At 68.7% G+C, this 17,966-nt stretch carries 16 protein-coding genes; 12 read left to right on the plus strand and 4 right to left on the minus strand.

Features of this window, described 5'->3' with window-relative positions; translation table 11 throughout:
* Positions 1 to 42: 42 nt before the first annotated feature.
* Genes TMZ1T_RS01820 through TMZ1T_RS01830 form a run of 3 tightly spaced genes read right to left on the minus strand, consistent with a single transcriptional unit; the run spans position 43 to position 3,732 of the window.
* Positions 43 to 1,398, minus strand: coding sequence for a sigma-54-dependent transcriptional regulator (locus TMZ1T_RS01820; protein WP_004307151.1), 1,356 nt, complete (start codon positions 1,396 to 1,398; stop codon positions 43 to 45).
* Complete coding sequence (locus tag TMZ1T_RS01825) at positions 1,385 to 2,833, minus strand: sensor histidine kinase (protein WP_004307153.1); 1,449 nt, start codon at positions 2,831 to 2,833, stop codon at positions 1,385 to 1,387. Before TMZ1T_RS01825 ends, TMZ1T_RS01820 begins: the two co-directional genes overlap by 14 nt.
* Positions 2,830 to 3,732, minus strand: a complete 903-nt coding sequence (locus tag TMZ1T_RS01830; RefSeq protein WP_012584422.1) for a substrate-binding domain-containing protein — start codon at positions 3,730 to 3,732, stop codon at positions 2,830 to 2,832. Before TMZ1T_RS01830 ends, TMZ1T_RS01825 begins: the two co-directional genes overlap by 4 nt.
* A gap of 330 nt (positions 3,733 to 4,062) precedes the next feature.
* On the opposite strand from TMZ1T_RS01830, the gene TMZ1T_RS01835 reads away from it, so the two are divergent.
* From TMZ1T_RS01835 to TMZ1T_RS01875, 9 genes are all read left to right on the plus strand, one after another.
* A complete protein-coding gene (locus TMZ1T_RS01835) occupies positions 4,063 to 4,773 on the plus strand; it encodes a 4Fe-4S dicluster domain-containing protein (RefSeq protein WP_004307157.1) in 711 nt (236 codons plus the stop codon).
* A 10-nt stretch (positions 4,774 to 4,783) separates the two neighbouring features.
* Positions 4,784 to 5,641, plus strand: a complete 858-nt coding sequence (gene nrfD, locus TMZ1T_RS01840; RefSeq protein ID WP_004307160.1) for an NrfD/PsrC family molybdoenzyme membrane anchor subunit — start codon at positions 4,784 to 4,786, stop codon at positions 5,639 to 5,641.
* Positions 5,642 to 5,665: 24 nt separating this feature from the next.
* The gene (locus TMZ1T_RS01845; protein ID WP_004307163.1) at positions 5,666 to 8,305 is read left to right on the plus strand and encodes a molybdopterin-dependent oxidoreductase; all 2,640 of its coding nucleotides are present in this window, start codon (positions 5,666 to 5,668) and stop codon (positions 8,303 to 8,305) included.
* 94 nt (positions 8,306 to 8,399) lie between these two features.
* Positions 8,400 to 9,242 (plus strand): TorD/DmsD family molecular chaperone, encoded by an 843-nt coding sequence (locus TMZ1T_RS01850; protein WP_012584423.1) that lies wholly within the window; start codon positions 8,400 to 8,402, stop codon positions 9,240 to 9,242.
* Between the two features lie 19 nt (positions 9,243 to 9,261).
* The gene (locus TMZ1T_RS01855; RefSeq protein WP_004307166.1) at positions 9,262 to 9,714 is read left to right on the plus strand and encodes a hypothetical protein; all 453 of its coding nucleotides are present in this window, start codon (positions 9,262 to 9,264) and stop codon (positions 9,712 to 9,714) included.
* Entirely contained in the window at positions 9,711 to 10,415 is a 705-nt protein-coding gene (locus tag TMZ1T_RS01860) for a beta/alpha barrel domain-containing protein (RefSeq protein WP_004307168.1), read from the plus strand. Before TMZ1T_RS01855 ends, TMZ1T_RS01860 begins: the two co-directional genes overlap by 4 nt.
* Entirely contained in the window at positions 10,412 to 10,882 is a 471-nt protein-coding gene (locus TMZ1T_RS01865) for a hypothetical protein (RefSeq protein WP_004307169.1), read from the plus strand. The genes TMZ1T_RS01860 and TMZ1T_RS01865 overlap by 4 nt, the downstream gene beginning before the upstream one ends.
* On the plus strand, positions 10,879 to 11,994 hold the full coding sequence (locus tag TMZ1T_RS01870) for a 4Fe-4S dicluster domain-containing protein (protein WP_004307171.1): 1,116 nt from the start codon (positions 10,879 to 10,881) through the stop codon (positions 11,992 to 11,994). The genes TMZ1T_RS01865 and TMZ1T_RS01870 overlap by 4 nt, the downstream gene beginning before the upstream one ends.
* Positions 11,995 to 12,030: 36 nt before the next feature.
* Positions 12,031 to 12,423, plus strand: a complete 393-nt coding sequence (locus tag TMZ1T_RS01875) for a hypothetical protein (protein ID WP_012584424.1) — start codon at positions 12,031 to 12,033, stop codon at positions 12,421 to 12,423.
* A gap of 358 nt (positions 12,424 to 12,781) precedes the next feature.
* On the opposite strand, the gene TMZ1T_RS01880 is transcribed toward TMZ1T_RS01875, so the two are convergent.
* The gene (locus tag TMZ1T_RS01880; RefSeq protein ID WP_004307177.1) at positions 12,782 to 13,477 is read right to left on the minus strand and encodes an alpha/beta hydrolase; all 696 of its coding nucleotides are present in this window, start codon (positions 13,475 to 13,477) and stop codon (positions 12,782 to 12,784) included.
* Positions 13,478 to 13,575: 98 nt separating this feature from the next.
* Here TMZ1T_RS01880 and TMZ1T_RS01885 point away from each other — a divergent pair, with 98 nt between their 5' ends.
* The 3 genes from TMZ1T_RS01885 to TMZ1T_RS01895 all read left to right on the plus strand — a co-directional run bounded on the left by TMZ1T_RS01885 (position 13,576) and on the right by TMZ1T_RS01895 (position 17,696).
* Positions 13,576 to 13,821, plus strand: a complete 246-nt coding sequence (locus tag TMZ1T_RS01885; RefSeq protein ID WP_040828928.1) for a DUF3820 family protein — start codon at positions 13,576 to 13,578, stop codon at positions 13,819 to 13,821.
* Between the two features lie 117 nt (positions 13,822 to 13,938).
* Positions 13,939 to 15,063 (plus strand): metallophosphoesterase family protein, encoded by a 1,125-nt coding sequence (locus TMZ1T_RS01890; RefSeq protein WP_004307180.1) that lies wholly within the window; start codon positions 13,939 to 13,941, stop codon positions 15,061 to 15,063.
* Positions 15,060 to 17,696, plus strand: a complete 2,637-nt coding sequence (locus TMZ1T_RS01895) for an AAA family ATPase (RefSeq protein WP_004307182.1) — start codon at positions 15,060 to 15,062, stop codon at positions 17,694 to 17,696. The genes TMZ1T_RS01890 and TMZ1T_RS01895 overlap by 4 nt, the downstream gene beginning before the upstream one ends.
* Positions 17,697 to 17,966 lie beyond the last annotated feature (270 nt).

Below are 17,966 nucleotides of genomic sequence, written 5' to 3' on the forward strand. Positions count from 1 at the left end.
TTTCGGCCAGGTGCGGCGGCTGAGATCCTCGGGATGCCATCTTCAGGCGTCGTCGCGCGCCTGCAGCCCGAGGCGTCGCATCTTTTCCCACAGGGTCTTGCGGGTGATGCCGAGTGCCTCGGCGCTGTGGGTCATGTGCCCGCCGTGCTGCTCGAGGACCATGCGCAGGTAATCGCGCTCGCAGTCCATCAGGTAATCCGCCAGCGGGCGTGAGGTCGGCGCTTCGGCGCCGACGTCCTGGTCTTCGCCAAAGAAGGCGTCGGCGCCGAGGACCGGGCCCGGCGACAGGATGCAGGCGCGCTCGACGGCGTGCTTGAGTTCGCGCACATTGCCCGACCACGGGTAACGCGCGAGCGCTTCCTGCGTGCGCGGATCGATCCGCCGGGCTTCCTCCGGATGGGCGCGGTTGAAGGCCTCGACGAAGTGCTGCATGAACCAGACGATGTCTTCCTTGCGTTCGCGCAGCGGCGGAATGCGCAGGTGGATGACGTTGATGCGGTAGTAGAGGTCCTCCCGGAAGCGGCCTTCCTCCACCATCGCCTTGAGGTCGCAGTGGGTGGCGCAGACGAGGCGGAAGTCCACCGCAATCGTCGTCTCGCCGCCCAGGCGTTGCAGCCGATGTTCCTGCAGGACGCGCAGCAGCTTGGCCTGCATCGACAGCGGCATGTCGCCGATCTCGTCCAGGAACAGCGTGCCGCCCTGCGCCTGTTCGAAGTAACCGCGCCGGGCCTTGGCCGCGCCGGTGAATGCGCCCTTCTCGTAGCCGAACAACTCGGACTCGATCAGGCTCTCTGGAATTGCTGCGCAATTGACCGCGACGAAGGGCGCCTCGCCGCCGGCGGCATGGTAATGGAACAGGCGTGCCACATGCTCCTTGCCGACCCCGGACTCGCCCGTGATGAGCAAGGACTCGGTATGCCGGGCCAAGCGAGGCATGTTCTCGGCGATCCGGCCCATTGCCGGCGATACGCCAAGACGCTCGTCGCGTCCTGAGGCAGTCCGGGCCACCCCATAGCGCTCGGCGAGCGCACAGACCTTGGCGACCAGAGCGTCCGGATCGAAGGGCTTGGTGATGTAGTCGGCGGCGCCTGCCTTGATCAGCGCGACCGCGCGCTCAATCGCCCCGAACGCGGTCATGAACAGGAAGGGCGGCAGCGCCGGGGCTTCGGCGAGGAGCTCGATAAAGAGGTCGCCACCGTTGCAGTCGGGCAGGCGGATGTCGCTGACCACGACCGCATGGCGCCGGGTGGCGAGCGCATCCCTCGCTTCGGCGCCGGTGCGGCACCAGTCCACGTCGAAGCCCTCGAGCCGGAACCGGTCGGACAAGGACTCGCCGATGATCTCGTCGTCCTCGATCAGGCAGATCCGCGGCTGCGGCGTACTGTCAGGAGTTGCCATAGGGAATCTCGATGCTGAAGGTCGTGGAGCCGGGTGCGCTTTCGACGTGGATCTCTCCGCCGAGCTGGCGGGTGATCTGATACACGATCCACAGTCCGAGCCCGTGGCCGCTCTCGCGCCCGCTGGAGAAGGGCTCGAACAGGTAGGGCATCTCGTCCTGGCCGATATGGGCGCCATCGTTGAAGACGGCGACGGCCAGTGCGCGCCCGGCCGTGCGCACGTCAAGCCTGACCATGCCCCCGGCCTCGGCGGCGGTCACCGCGTTCAGGAGCAGGTTCAGCACGATCTGGCGCAGCAGTGTCGCCGGTAGCGGGACCGGCGCGGCGATGCGTCCATCGACGACGACGCGCACCGCGCGCGCATGGGCCTCGGCCTCGACCAGGATCAGCAGATCGTCGACGTCCTCGGGCGCAAAGTCCCGATCGGCAATCTTCGCCTCCACCAGCAGCGCGCAGACCGTGTTGCGGATCTGGCTCAGCCCGCGCTGCAGCAGCGACAGCGTGCGTTCGGTGCGTTCGGCGTCGCCCCCGTGGCGCTGCAGGGTGTTGAGCGCGGTGAGCATGCCGGTGAGCGGGTTGTTGATCTCGTGCGCGATGCCGGCGGTCAGGCGGCCGATCGCTGCCAGCCGCTCGGAGCTCAGCATCTGGCGCTCCATCTCCTGCTTGACGCGCATCTCGGCCACCATGCGCCGGAAGGCCGCGCCGAGCTGGCCGATTTCGTCGCGACTCTCCGGCAGGTCGGCCAGCCGTGCGGCCTCGACCTCGAGCGGGAGCTGCTTCATGGCCTCCGCCAGGCGCAGCAGCGGCCGTGCGGTGCGCTGGGCCCAGGCCCAGGACACCGGCAGCAACAGGATCAGCACCAGCACCGTCACCCCGCCCGCCCGTCCGACCAGGCCCGCGACGCGCGGCAGCAGGGCCGGCTTTGCATAAGCCAGGATGACGTGGCCGAGCGCGACACCGTCCGAAATCAGCGGTGTCATCACGAAGAAGAGCGGGCTGTCGGCGGGTTCCAGCAGGCGCTGGTCCTCGGGGGCGCCGTGCGATAGCTCTGCGCGCAGCAGCCCGTAGGCACCCCCCGGGGTGGCTGCGCTTGATCCGATCGGAAAGGTGCGCGGCCGGGTGGAGACGAACACGCGATAGTCCGCATCAGTGACGAGCACCACCTGGGCCTGCAGCTCCGGTGCGGCGGGGTTGGGTTCATGGGCCGACTGCAGGATCTCGTACGCGCGCCAGATGTCGTCATGGAGCACCGGCATGACCAGCGTGTGCGCCAGCACGCGCCCCATGCTGCGGGCGTGGCCTTCGAGGTTCTGGCGCACGATCTCGTAGTCGCGCGCGACCAGCGCCACCGTCACCGCGATCGCGGTGCCGAGCACGGCCCCCACGACCCGCAGCGGAATCTTCCAGCGCAGGGAGAGATCGGCGAGCCGGTTCATGGGTGGCTGACGCGCGCGGCCATGTCAGCGATCTCGTCGTAGAGCGTGGGTGCGCCGACGGTGAAGCCGTCGAGGCGAAGGCGACGCAGCAGCTCCAGCCCGCCGGGGTCGTCCGCCATCTCGAGCAGGACGGTGCGGAACCGGTTCAGTTCGTCGGCCGGGATGTCCGCGCGCGCAACGAAGGGCGGGTAGCCCAGCGGGGGCGAGCGATCGATGATCCGGGTCGCGCGCGTCAGGTCGGGGTGGGACTCGGCGAGGGTCTCCCAGACATAGCCGTCTACCGCCCCCCCATCGGCGAGGGCGACCCCGACCGCCTCGACCACCTTGCGATGCGCCCAGGTGAAGAAGCTGCGGGCGAAGAAGTTGTCCGGCGCCTCGCCCTGTGTGGTCAGCACATAGCGGGGGTAGAGGTAGCCGGAGTTGGAGTCGGGGTCGGAGTAGGCGAACACCTTGCCGCGCAACTCGGACAAGGCCGTGCTGCGGGTGTCGTCCGCGGGCACGATGATGTAGGACTGGTAGCTTGGCTGACCGCGCCAGAGCGGCACCGCCACCAGCGTCATCTCGTTCTGGTAGCGCACGAAGGGATAGCCACAGACCCACGCGAAATCGAGCTTGTGCGCGCGCACGAGGTCGACGATCTCGCGGTAGCTGCCGCGCTGCACGAAGACGACCGCGCGCCCGAGCTTGCGCTCGAGCCACTGCCGCCACTGACCCACGAAGCGCATCTGGTCGTCGAGGAAGACCGGGGTCAGGCCGATGCGAATGGGCATGGCCTCCGCGCGCGCCGGAAGTCCTTGCAGCAATACCGCTGCGCCGACCGCGCGCAGAAAGCCCCGCCGCGGCGCGTGTTCGAGGTCGCTTTGGGGGGCAGGCGAGCGGGCGGAGGCATCCCTGTTCATCTGCCCATGATAGGCATCGTGGCGATTCCTTGTCAGCCCGTGCCGGCGGGGCGTTACGGCGGCGTAACGGTTTGCGCTGCAGCAATCGGTGCCGATGTTACGCCGCCGTAACACCCCCGATTCCCATCTCGCATGGCGACGGGGCTGGCGTCCCCGGCGTTGCTGACTCGTGGCCAAAAACCCTGTTCCTGGCCTGGTTTTTGCGACGGACCCCTCAAGTGGTCCGCATGCACACGGACGGGGCCGGCGGATTGGGCGCCGATGACCCGTCTGCTGCGAAGGCCACTGCGATCGCGGCGCGGCGCGCTGCATTCATTGGAGGGGGAAGGCATGAGTGAAGAACTCAGGGTCTCGCCGATCGAGACCAGGGAGGCGCCAGGCAAGCGCCGGTTCGCGATGGTGGTCGACACGCGGCGCTGCATCGGCTGCATGGCCTGTCAGGTGGCGTGCAAGGCGGAGTACGACACGCCGCTCGGCGTCAATCGCACCTGGGTGCCGTACAAGGTTGTCGGCAAGTACCCCAACGTCAGGAAGCAGTTCCTGCCGCGGCTGTGCAACCACTGCGACGATCCGCCCTGCGTGCGCAACTGCCCGGTGGAGGCCACCTTCAAGGTGGAGGACGGCGGCTTCGTGCTGCAGCGCTATGAGCGCTGCATCGGCTGCCGGAGCTGCATGGCGGCGTGCCCCTACAACGCGCGCTTCATGCTGCCCTCGCACCGCAGCTACACGCCGATCACCAATGTCGTGGACAAGTGCACCTTCTGCTTCCACCGCGTGACGCAGAACCTGGTGCCGGCCTGCGTGCAGACCTGCATCGGACGCTCGCGCGTGTTCGGTGACCTCAACGATCCGAACAGCGAGGTCTCGTACCTGGTCGCGACCCACGCCACCCAGGTGCTGCGCCCGGAGGAGGGCACCAAGCCGCACGTGTTCTACATCGGGGCCGACCGCAACCAGACCGAGTTCGGGCGCGATGCCTATCGCAAGCCCGAGGTGATGGAGCTCGATCGAAGCGCGTTCAAGCGCCACTTCGACATCTGAGGAGAAAACCATGGGTGACTACGTCTGGTTCCACGATGTGTCGTGGCACGCGACCTACGCGATCTACTTCTTCGTGATCGGCATCTGCGCAGGGCTGGCCTTCCTGTCCTACGGCTCGTGGGTGACGCCGGAGCTGCGGCCGCTGCGCGTCAAGGCGGCGGTGGTGTCCTTCGTCCTGCTCGCGCTGGGCGGCCTGCTGCTGATCGGCGACCTGTCGCAGCCGATGCGCTTCCTCGCCATCCTCAATCCGGCCTACCTCAACTTCTCGTCGCCGCTCGCCTGGGGAGCGCTGAACATCGTCGCCTTCGGCATCGCGTCGGTGCTGTATCTGCTGGCGCTGAAGAAGGGGGACGAAGGCCGGGGCAAGCTGCTCGCCGCAATCACCGCGCTGCTCGCGCTGGGCCTGCCGATCTACACCGGCTACGACCTCACGGTGCATCAGTCGCGTCCGGTGTGGAACACGCCGGTCATCCCGGTGCTGTTCGTCGCCATGGCGATCGCGTCGGGCTCGGCGGTAGGGGCCTTGCTGGCGGCCGGGAACGAGGGCGCCCAGCGCGTGCTGCGCCAGTACCTGATGTGGTCCTGCGGGGCGGTGGGCGTGATGCTGATCTCGATCCTGGGCACCACCAGCTACGGCGGCTCGGCGCAGGAGCTCACCTTCCTCATCCTCACCACCGGCACGATGGGCCTGATCTTCGTCGGCATGGGCATTGTCGCCGGCACCGCGGCGCCGATCGCGCTGCTGCTCGCGCCCTTCGGCCGCCAGCAGGTGGGCATCGCGCTGGCTGCGCTGCTCGTCCTGCTCGGTGGCGCGGCCCTGCGCTATGCGCTGCTGATGGGTCCCCAACAGTTGCAGACCCTCTACTGACCGGTCAGGCAAGGAGATCTTCAAATGGACTTCCCGAAAATCACCCGTCGCACCTTCCTGCAGGCCAGTGCCGGCACGACTGCCGCCGCCGCGCTCGCGCCGCGCATGCTGCACGCCATGGAGAACGAGCTGGGCGGCAAGGACTTTAGCCCGGTCACCGCTGCCGAGCGCAAGGCGATCCCGGTCAACTGCCACGTCTGCAACATCCAGGACGGCGCCATCGCCTACGTCGAGAACGACCGCGTGGTGAAACTCGAAGGCAATCCGGAGCACGTCTCCACCCGCGGCCGCCTGTGCGCGAAGGGCAACTCGGGCATGTGGTACAGCTACGACCCCGACCGCATCCTGTATCCGCTCAAGCGCGTCGGCGCACGCGGCGAAGGCAAGTGGAAGCGCATCACCTGGGAGGAGGCGCTGACCGAAGTGGCGGCGAAGCTCGACGCTGCGCTCAAGGAAGACCCCAACACGATCATGCTGAAATACGGGCGCAACCGCACCGGCGGCACGATCGACCGCTTCATGAAGACGCTGGGCTCGGCCACCGTGCTCAACCACACCTCGGTGTGCGAGTCGTCGAAGAAGGTGGGACAGGAGCCGACCTGGGGGCCGGACATCGAGACGCCCGACTTCGCCAACGCCAAGTACGTGCTGAACTTCGGCTCCAACATCCTCGAGGCGGCCTACTTCCACAACCCGCTGTCGCAGCGCATCGCCGAGGGCCGCGTCGACAACCACATGAAGATCGTCACCTTCGACGTGCGCCTGTCGAACACGGCGGGTTTCTCGGACGAGTGGATCCCGGTGTTCCCGGCCACCGACGGCGCGGTGGCGCTGGCGATCGGCCACGTGATCCTGCGCGAGGACCTGCAGGACAGCGCGTTCATCGACACCTGGACCAACGTCACGGTGGATGAGCTGAAGGCGCACTACGCGCAATACACGCCGGAATGGGCGTCGAAGATCTCCGGCGTGCCGGTGCAGACGATCGAGCGCATCGCGCGCGAGTTCGCCACCACCAAGCCGGCGACGCTGTTCACCTACCGCGGCCCGGCCAAGCACCTGTACGGCTCGTACAACGAGAAGGCCTGCATGATGCTGCCGATCATGACCGGCAACGTGGAAAAGCGCGGCGGCTACTGCCTGCCGCGCGGCATGGGCTGGCCGCAGCCGAATCCGCAGCCCCCCGGGCCGAAGCACGATTCCGTGCTCGCGCATCCGCCCGAGTATCCGCTCGCCTCGCACAAGGTCAGCCACCTGGTGCCGTTCTGGATTGCCGAGGGCCGGCAGAAGATCAACGTGGCCTTCACCTACCAGGACAACCCGGTCTACACCAACCCGGGTGCGCAGGCGGTGTGGGGCAAGCTGTACCGCGACGAGAAACTGATCCCGTACTTCATCTCGATGAGCTCGCACATGGGCGAGGAGACGGCGCTGGCCGACATCATCCTGCCCGACTGCCCCTACCTCGAGCGCTGGGAACCCGAGTCGATGCCCAACTCGCTGTGGCCGTGGCTCGGCATCCGCCAGCCGGTGCACAAGTCGCTCGGCGAGTCGCGCGAGAACCGCGTGCTGCTGCGCGACATCATCTGGAAGCTCGACCCGGACGGTTCGCGCGGCATGAAGCAGTTCTGGGCCTTCAAGGATGGCGAGGACTACATGCGCCATCACTTCGACAACGTGCCCGGGCTTAAGGAGGCGGGCGGGCTGGACTTCCTGAAGAAGCACGGTGTGTGGCCGATCTACGGCACGCTCGACCCCAAGACCGGCAAGGTCACCGACAAGACCGGACGCGAGATCCAGGCCGAGTACGGCCTGTACCGGAAGGAACTGTCGGCGGCGGACATGGAGGGCGCGATGGTGGACGCGCACGGACTGATCACGAAAAACGGCAAGGCGATCGGCATCCGGCGTAACGGGCGCAACTACGTGGGTTTCCCGACGCCCAACCGGGTGATCAACGTGCGCGTGGATGAATGGGCCGAGTACGGCTTCAACCCGATGCCGACCTTCAAGCGCATCCCCTGGCACGAGACCATGAAGGACGACGAGATGATCCTGTCGACCTTCAAGCTCAACGTGCACAAGCAGTCGCGCACGGCGGCGGTGAAGTGGCTGGCCGAGATCGCGCACAGCAACCCGGCGTGGATGAACCCGGAGACGGCGAAGAAGCTCGGTGTGAAGACGGGTGATCTGGTGCGCGTCGAGAGCCCGGTCGGCTATCTGGTGACCAAGGCCTACGTCACCGAGGGCATCCACCCGCAGGTGATCTCGATCGCCACCGGCTTCGGCCACTGGGAATACGGCCGGCTTGCCACCCTGAAGCTCAAGGACAGGAAGGGTGACGCCAGCCACGGTGAAGAGGATCCGGACCTGAACAACGTGTGGTGGGACGACAAGGGCGTGCATCCGAACGCCATCATCCCGGCGGTGGCCGACCCGATCGGCGGCTCCCAGGGCTGGTACGACACGGTGGTGAAGGTCACCAAGGCCGGGCCGAACGACAAGTACGGCGATATCCACGGCGACTGGGACAAACACTACGCGGCCTACAAGGAGACCATGCGCTACGCCTACACGGGTGACCTGCATCGCAAGATGCACCCCGAGATGGCGGCGTGGGCCGGACCCGAAAGCGTGAAGCCCAAGGCGTCGGGCGGGCACTGAGCCCAGGGGGTGGGGGCGCCGATTTCGGCGCTTCCGCCGGCTGTGAATCGTCCAGCCGGGCCGCATGGCGACCCGGAATCGAACCGGAGACAACATGCTGAAAACATTGCTTGCGATCGACGACGAGCATGCAGTGGTCGTCGACGAGCGCGCGCCACCGCCGCGCCCGATCGCCGAGCGGCGTGCCGAGTACGACGCGCGCGCCAGCCTGTGCCGGCTGCTGGCCGGGGTGTTCGTCGAGGAGGCCGATGCTGATTTCGTTCGCGCCCTGCGCTGCCCGGAAGTGCTCGCGAGCTTGGCCGCCGCGGGCGTGTGCTTCGAAGCCGATTTCCTCGACGCGGAGGAGGGCGCCCTGGTCGAGCGGCTGGCCTGCGAATACACCACCTTGTTCGCGGCCAGCGGTGGCTTTCCGCCCGTCGAATCGGTGCGGCTGACCGGACGCTACAAGCAGGATCCGCACTTTCAGGTCGCCCAGGACTACGCGAAGTGGGGCTTCGTCGTGGGCAAGGGGCGCTTCGAGCTGTTTCCCGACCAGCTCGGGGTCGAGCTGATGTTCGTCGCCGAGCTGCTCGAGCGTTGCAGTGGGGCACTCGCCGCCGGCGACGAAGCGCTCGCCCGGCGCATCGAGCGCGACCTCAAGCGCTTCTGGACGCAACATCACGCGCGCTGGGTGCGCGGCTACGCCCGCCTCGTCGAGCAGGTCGCCGAGCATTCCTTCTACCGTGGCATGGCCGCCTTCCTCCAGGGCTTTGCCGGCGAGGAGATCGCTGCGATGGGCTTGCGCATCGACGACGAAGATCACGCCCGCGCCGTGGTCCCGAAGAGCGAGATCCGCGTCGAGTTCAATCCCGACGAGCCTGTGTGCAATGGCTGCGAGTCGATTCCGGACACGCAACAGCGTGCGGCGAACGTTCACACCCTGCACGATCTGCGCTGACCCACAGGAGGTTTCGACCATGCTGCTCGATCTTCAAGCCCGGCCGATCCTGCCGCCCGACCGCCAGGTGCTGTCCGAAATCGACTGGTCCGAGGTGGCCACCTTGTGGAACTCGAACGAGCTCGGTGTGCTGCACGACCTGCTCAATGAGCGCTGGTCGCGCCTGATCCGCAACAGCGTGCTGGGCACGCGCGACCCCGAGGCCGAGTTTCTGCAGGGGTTGGCGTTTGCCACGCTGGCGCTGTTCTTCACCCAGAACCGCAATCAGGAGGGCGCCTTGCTGATGGTGGATGATGCGCTCATCGCGCTCGGCAAATACCGGCCTCGTTTCATGGGGGTGCAGATCGATCCGATCATCGGCACCCTTCAAACGCTGCGCCCGCTGATCGCGTCGCTGCCGGCTGATGGCGAAAACCCGATGTTCCCCTTCGTGTATGCGAAGTTCGAGCACGACGGAGCGCTGCCGACATGATCCGCTGCGCCTGCCTTGCCGATACCGCCGATACCGCTGACAGGGCCAAGGTGTCGGCGGAAGTCGAGTTGCTGTTCCGGTTCGATGAGCCTGGGTGCGCACCGCTTGTGGAGGACGGCGGTATCGCGATCCTGCGCCAGGGCGACGAGACCCGTGCCGCCGCCCTGCTCGAAGCCGGTGCGCCGCAGGTGCTGCTGGGCGAGGCGGTGCTGAGCGATGCGGATCTGCCGCTGCGGCTCGCCGCGCGCTTCGGGCTTGATCGCGTCGGGCTGTTCGTGCCTGCTCGCCGCATGGCGGTGTCGTGGTCCTTCGACACCGTGTCGAACGCCGACTTTCGGGTGGTGACGCCGTCGCTGTGCGAGCCCGGCTGGGAAATTGTGCGCGCCGACGGTAGCGCCACCGGCATCCGCGTGGACTGGTGGCTGGGCGAGATGAAGAAGCGTGGGATCGCCACCGTGCTGGTGCAGGTGGATGTCCTCGACGACACTGACCTCAACCTGTGTGCCGGGCTGGTCGAAGCCCTGGGCGAAGGCTTTTGGATCGCCCCGGGCGGGCAGTTCGAACCGGCGCTGGCTGACTGGGTGCGCTACGGCAAGGTCACCCGGATTGCGCTGCCGACGGCGCTTTTTGAGCGTCGCGCTGTGCTGCTGGGTGATCTGTTGGTCCCCGTGGAGCCGATGACCGACATGGAGGAAGCATGATCACGCGATTCCGACGCTACGTTGGCGGTGTGCTGGCGGTCTTTTTGCTGACCGCTTCGGTACAGGCCCACGCAGCAGCGAGCCTGCGCAACGAGATGCAGCTCGGCCTGGCGCTGCGGGTGAGCCCGCCTTGTTGCGTCGTCGATGCGCGCACCGCGGCCGCGCGCGAGGCCTCGCCGCTGGACGAGGCCCTCGTCTATCGCGAGGATCTACGGATCAACCCGACGGCCACGGTGGTGGTGGTCGCGGACACCGACGAGGCCGCGCTGGCGGTGGCCGATTCGATCGCAGCCGCCCATCCCGGCAGCCCGGTCCTGGCGGTCGAGGGCGGTGTCCTCGCCTGGCAACGCGTGCTTACTCGCATCAACGCCGAGCCGCCGGGCGGCCGCGCGTTCCAGTTCGTGATTCCCAAGAACACCTGCGAGCACGGACCCGCCCTGCAGCAACTGCGGACCGCGCCCCGATGAGCCTGGCCTATCCTGAACTCCGCGCCAGCCGCTGCACGCGCTACCGCTTTCGCTACAGCGCATGCAGCCGGTGTGCGGACGCCTGCCCGCACGACGCCCTCGCGCTCACCGACGAGGGGGGGAGGATCGACCCCGCGCGTTGCCAGAACTGTGCGCTCTGCGTCACCGCCTGCCCGACCGACGCCCTCGCGAGCGAGGCCTTGAAGCCGGTGGACATGCTGCGTCAGGCGATCCGGCATGAGCACTTCACGATCGCCTGCGCCCCGTCGGGCGCGAGCGGAGACGCTGTCGTGCCCTGCCTTGGCGCGGTGGATGCGGCCAGCCTCGCGTATCTGGCCAAGCGCCGGATTCCGGTCACCCTGCGGGGGGCCGCGCATTGCGAGCACTGCGCGCACGGTCCCCGCGGCGCGGCCCAGCTCGCCAGCAATCTCGATGCCTGCGGGCTACTTGAGGATGCGGCTGCCAGCATCGAGAAACCCGCCGACTGGATCGCTCCGCAACTGGACGAGGCCGATTTCGCGAACGCCGACAGTCGCGGATCTGCGCCCTTTGCGGCTGTGCGGCGACAGTGGTTCCGCCGCCTGGTGGGACGCGGTGTGGCGGAGGTTGCGCAGTCTCTCGAGCCCCCTGCGTCGGCGCCATCGACTCCGGACAAGGCGATCCGCCCCGGCCCCTACGCGCTGCCGGAGCGGCGCGAGCTGTTGCAGATCGTGTGCAAGCGCAAGGACGACCAGCCTTTCCGTGTGCCGCTGCACGATGCGCTCCCGATGATGGCCTTGTCGCTGCAGCCCGGATGCAACAACTGCGAGGCCTGCTTCCGCGTTTGTCCGACGGGTGCGATCCAGATCGAGGAGTCGCCGGCGGATTATCAGCTCAAGTTCGATGCCGACCGCTGTGTTGCTTGCGCGGTCTGCCTCGAGGTCTGCCAGCCGCACGTGCTCGATGCCGATGCGTCCTTCGACGCGCGGCCCGAACAAACGCCGCGCGTGCTGTTGTCGATGGCCAAGCAGCGCTGCACGCGCTGCGACCGCCATTTCGTCTCGCATACCCCGCAGCAAAGCTGCCCGATCTGCCGCGACGACGAGGACGCCTTCACGGCCATCTTCGGCTGACACGGCACGTTTGCCGAAAGAGGAGGAGAAAACGCCATGGAATGGGAATTCACGCCTGAAGATGTCGTCAAGGCACATGCGGCCTACCCGCTCGAGGACTTCCGCCGCGACCTGGCCGAGGAGGTCCGCATCAACCTGGGGGAGAGCGACCCGCTGCAACAGGTGCGCTGCTTCAACCTGCTCTACGACATGTGCCACGCGCTCGCCACCGGGCGCGCGCTCGAAGACTTCCTGCAACCATACGCCTACGATCCGCCGACCTGCGAGTTCCTGCGCGAGGTCCGGCCGCTGATGGCCGCGAATGTCGACATGCTCGGCGCCATTCTGCAGAGGATGATCATGGAGGGTGTCGAGGAGGGGATGCCGCTGGAGCAGGCGCTAGGCGAGGCCGCTTCGCGTCATGAGCGGATTGTGGCGACGGGCGCGTAGGAGGCGACTCAGCAGGTACAGGGTCCGGCATGTTGCGGCGCACCTTGTTGGTGGCATCCTGGTGCGGGACGGCGCCGGCCGCCATCACGGAGTAGCCAAGGACACGGCCGATCCGATCCGCAAGCGCGAAAGGGCGACGGGCGCCACTTGGCTCATTTGCCAGCACGTGTGGCCTGAGCCACTCGTCGAGCGTGGCTTTCCCGCAGGCGAGCCTGTCGAGCAGATGGGTGGCTGCAAGTGGCTGCGGCGCGATCGAGGGCGAAGTCCGCGACGCACAAGCGGTGCGCGCCTCGATTGCCCGCCGTATGGGTGTGGACATTGGCGCCGTCGTGCCGGCGGGTCTCGCCGGGTCTTCCGGTCAATGCACGAGGGTGCGCAGCCACCGACCGATGTCGGCGATCTCCTCGAGGCTCACCGAGTGCGGCAAGGGGTAGCGGTGCCATTCCGGCTCGATGCCCAGCTGCCGGAGGACCTCGACCGCGTGCTCTCCGAGTGCGGGAGAGACGACATCGTCGTGGGTGCCGTGCGCGGCGAAGACCGGAACCTGTCGATTCGCTTCCACGAACCCATCGACCAGCAGCCCGGGGCTCGGGATGTAGGTCGACAGCGCGATGATGCCGGCCAGCGGGGTGGGGTGGGTGAGCCCGGTCAGATAGGCCACGGCGCCCCCCTGCGAGAAACCGGCGAGGATGACGCGCTCGCCGGGCACGCCGCGCTCGGCCTCGCGCTGGATCAGTTGGCGGACGAGGGTGCGCGATTCGAGCAGTCCGGCCTCGTCGATCTGGCGGCTGTGCGGGGCGAGCGAGACGATGTCGTACCAGGCGCGCATGACGTAGCCGGCGTTGCAGGTGACCGCACGATAGGGGGCGTGCGGAAAGAGGAAGCGCACGGCGGGGCTGCGGGGCAGAGCCAGCGCCGGGACGACCGGCTCGAAATCGCTGCCGTCCGCGCCCAGGCCGTGCATCCAGATGACGCTGTAGCGGGGATCGGGTCCGGTCTCGAGCTCGATGGGCGGGGTGTCGAAGACGAGGCCTGGGGAGGAATGGAGGCTCAAGCGGGTCACCTTGTGGGAGAGTGGAGCGTCGGCGCGCGCGGCCGCGCTCGCAATTGGGCACGGAAATGCGGATGGGCACGGAAAAACGGATCGAACGGATGAATCCTGAACACCTGGTGCTGCTGCTCGAGCGCGAGATGCCCTTCGGCAAGTACAAGGGGCGGGTGATCGCGGATCTGCCGGGATACTACCTCGCGTGGTTCGCCCGCAAGGGTTTCCCGCCAGGGCAGCTGGGCCAGTTGCTCGCGCTGATGCACGAGCTCGACCACAACGATCTGGCCGGGCTGCTCGAGCCGCTGCGCAGGGCGCGGAGGCAGGCTGCCGCAGGGCCGGGCGGCGTGTAACATGCCGGCCGGTGACAAACAGGGATGTGCATCGGTCATGCGCCCGGGTCCGGTGATCGGAGCCCCGGGACGGCGGCCGTGCATGCACGACTTTCCGCTGGATCAGGGGACGGACCGATGCCGCGCTTTCTTCATACCGCCGATTGGCAGATCGGCCGCCAGTACGCGCGCTTCGCGCCCGAGGACGCGCTCGCGCTGGCCGAGGCGCGCTTCTCTGCGGTGGAGCGCCTGGCGGGCATCGCGCGGCAGGAGGCGGTGGATGCGGTGCTGGTGGCCGGGGATGTCTTCGATGCGCAGACGGTGTCCGATCGCACGATCCGCCGGCTGTTCAACGCCATGGGGGCGTATGCAGGCCCGTGGGTGCTGATCCCCGGCAACCACGACGCGGCGCTGGCCGAGAGCGTGTGGTCGCGCGCCCGCCGCCTCGGGGCCGTGGCGCCCAATGTGCATCTGGCGCTGGGCGCGCAGGTGATGGCGTTCCCCGAGCGCGGTTTCGTCGTGCTGCCGGCGCCGCTCACCCAGCGCCAGACCCCGGCCGACGAGACCGCGTGGTTCGATCACGCGGAGACGGCGCCCGGCTTGGTCCGCGTCGGCCTCGCCCATGGCAGCGTCCAGGGCGTGCTCGCCGAGGACATCGACTCGCCCAACCCGATCGCCGCCGACCGCGCCACCCGCGCCGCGCTGGATTACCTCGCGCTCGGCGACTGGCACGGCACACGGCGGATCGATGCGCGCACCTGGTATAGCGGCACGCCCGAGCAGGACCGATTCAAGGCCAACGATCCGGGCAATGTGCTGCTCGTGGACATCCCCGCGGTCGGGGCCGAGCCGGAAGTGGAGGTCCGGGCGGTGGGCCGGCACCCCTGGATCGCGCTCGAGGAAAAGCTGGCGGTGGCCTCGGATCTCGAGGGCACGATCGCCCGCCTGGAGGCCTTGCCCGAGCTTGCCGTGGTCGACCTGAGCCTGTCCGGCGAGATCCACCTGCTCGGCAGGCAGCGGCTCGAAGCCGCGCTCTCGGTGGCGGAGGCGAGGTTCCGCAGCCTGCGCGCCGACCTCTCCGGGCTGCGGCTGCAGCCCACCGAGGATGATCTCGCCGCCCTGCACGCAGACGGCTACGTGGGCCGGGTGATCGCCGAGCTGCGCGAGGAGCAGGATGGCGAGAACGCGGAGGTCGCGAGCGAGGCGCTGGCGATCCTCGCCGCGCTGCTGCTCGAGGCGCAGGCCCAGGGAGCTGCGGCATGAGGCTGCTGCGCCTGAAGGTCGAACAGCTGCGCCGCTTCCGGCAGCCCGTAGAGATCCGCGATCTCGATCCCGGCATCAACCTCTTCACCGGACCGAACGAGTCCGGCAAGAGCACCCTGGTGCGCGCGATCCGCGCTGCATTCTTCGAGCGCTACAAGTCCTCCAGCGTGGAGGATCTGCAGCCCTGGGGCGATTCGGCCGCCGCGCCCACGGTCGAGCTGGAGTTCGAGTCGCAGGGCAAGCGCTGGAAGCTGGTCAAGAGCTTCCTGAAGCGCAAGCGCTGCGATGTCAGCGTAGACGGCGTGGGGTTCAGCGGCGAGGAGGCGGAGGACAAGCTCGCGGACCTGCTCGGCTTCGAGTTCCCCGGGCGCGGGGCCAGCCGACCGGAGCACTGGGGCATCCCCGGCCTGCTGTGGATCGAGCAGGGCGCCGGGCAGGAGATCCACAAGCCGGTCGAGCATGCGGGCAGCCACCTGAAGTCCGTCCTGGGCGCCAGCCTCGGCGAGGTGACCAGCACCGCGGGGGACGAGCTGATCGCCCGGATCACCCGGGAGCGCGCGCGCCTGCTGACCGCCACCGGCCGGCCCACCGGCGACTTCGCTGCGGCGCTCGAGGCGCACGAGCGGCTCGCGCGCGAGCACGCCGATCTGCAGGGGCGGATCCGGCAGTATCGCCAGCAGGTGGATCGGCTCGGGCAGCTGCGCGAGGAGCAGGCCCGCGACGAGTCCGAGCGCATCTGGGAGGTCTACCGGCAGCAGGCCAGGGCGGCTGACCTCCGGCTGGCCGAGGTCGTCTCCTGGCAGCGCGAGCAGGAGCGCGACCAGCAGGCGCTGCAGGCCTGCCAAGCCGGCATGCGCACGAGCCTCGATCTGCTCGGCCGCTTCGAGGCGCAGCGCAAGGACCTGCACAGGCGCGCCGCCGACCGCCAGGCGGCCGAACAGGCGCTCGCCGCGCAGGATGCGCGCAGGCCGGCCGTGGAGCGTGTGCTCGGCGATGCCCGCAAGGCCTTCGAAGCGGCCCGGGCGACGGTCAGGCTGGCTCGCGAGCATCAGCAACGCAAGGACCTGGTACGGGAGCTGGCGCAGGTCGATGGCGAGCTCGCCGGCCTGGATCAGGCGCTGGCGCGCGCCCGCGAGCTGCACGAGCGGTGGCTGCGGCAGCGCGCGTTGCGCCAGTCCCTGCAGGTCGACGCCAAGGCGCTCAAGCGCCTGCGCAAGGTGGAGGAGGAGCTCGCCCGGCTTGCCATCCGCCAGGAGGCGGTCGCCACCCGACTGCAATTCGACCTGCGCGAGGTGGGCGCGCTCACCTTGGGCGGCGAGCCCTTGAGCGGGCGGGGGGAGCGCCTCCTGCTGGAGCCGACCGAGATCCTCGTCGCGCAGCTGGGAAGCCTGCGCATCCTGCCCGGCGGCGACGACATCGCCGATCTGGTGCGCGCGCGCCAGGGGCTGGCGGACGAGAGGGCGAGCCTCCTGTCCGCGCTCGGCGCGGACTCGCTGGCCGCGGCGGATGCCCGCCACGAGCAATGCCGCGAGCTCGACGAGTCCATCAAGCGCGACGCATCGGTGCTCGAGTCGCTGGCGCCCGAGGGCCTCGAGGCGCTGGCGGGTCGAAAGCAGCTCACGCAGGCGCGCCGGGAGGATCTCGGCAAACGGATCGGGGCCCTTCCCGAACCGCAGGAAGACAGCCTCTCGGTGTCCAGGGCCGAGGCGCAGCTCGACGCTGCCGAGGTGTCCCTCAAGGCGGCCGAGGCCGACGAGGCGGGCTTCCGCAGTGCGCTCCTGCTCGCCACGCAGGCGCTGGAGAGTGCCCGGGCCGAGTGGAGCCGGCTCGACGGCGAGCTGCAGGGCGCGGATCGCAAGGCGCGCGAAAAGCAGGCCGAGGACCAGCTGCTGGAGCTGCGTGCCGGCGAGAACCGGCTCGACCAGGCCCTGCGAGAACGGCAGAAGCAGATCGATCAGGCCAATCCCGGCGTCCTGCGCCAGGACGTCGAACGCTTCACGCGCAGTGCGGATGCGGCGGAGAAGGCCGCCGAGCAGCGCCGCCTCGAACTCGAGCGCCTCCGGGCCAGCCTGGAGGCGCTCGGGGCGGAGGGCCTGGAGGAGCGCAGCGCGGAACTGGACGTCGAGCTGGCGCGTGCTGCGCGCCGTAGCGACGAGCTCACGCGGCGTGCCCGCGCGCTGGACCTCCTGCTCGTCCGTCTGACGGATCACCGCCTGCAGCTCACCCGTCAGCTGCAGGCGCCCTTGCAGCGCCACCTGAACCGCTATCTGCAACTGCTGTTTCCGGAGGCCAGCCTGAGCGTGGACGAGGCGCTCGTGCCGGAGATCCTGGTGCGCCAGGGCCACGGCGGGGAAGAGCGTGGCCGATTCGCCGAGCTGAGCTTCGGCGCGCGCGAGCAGATGGGCCTGATCAGTCGCCTCGCCTACGCCGACCTGTTGCGCGAGGCCGGCCGGCCGACGCTCGTGATCCTGGACGATGCGCTGGTGCACAGCGACGTCGAGCGCCTCGGCAACATGAAGCGGGTGCTGTTCGATGCTGCCGACCGGCATCAGATCCTGCTGTTCAGTTGCCACCCGGACAGCTGGCGGGACCTGGGCGTCGTGCCCCGGGACGTCGCCGCGCTGGGAGGCTGAGCGACCACGCCATGACCCGCCGACGGCCCGACAACTCCTTCCACGGTCTCACGCTGGAGGAGGTCCTCTTCCGACGCGCAGACCGGCTCGGCTTGCCGACGCTCGGCGGCGGGTGAGCATCCGCGGCTTCGATCACGAACCCGGCATCGCCTCCGGCCCGAGTTCCTGCACCGCACGCCGTGGGCGCGCGCACAGGTCGAGGCCCTGTACCTCGACACCCGGCCGCCCGCCACCGGCCCGAGCGCGGGCGCGCAGATCCACGGTCCGGGC

The organism is Thauera aminoaromatica (assembly GCF_000021765.1).
Lineage (GTDB): Bacteria > Pseudomonadota > Gammaproteobacteria > Burkholderiales > Rhodocyclaceae > Thauera > Thauera aminoaromatica.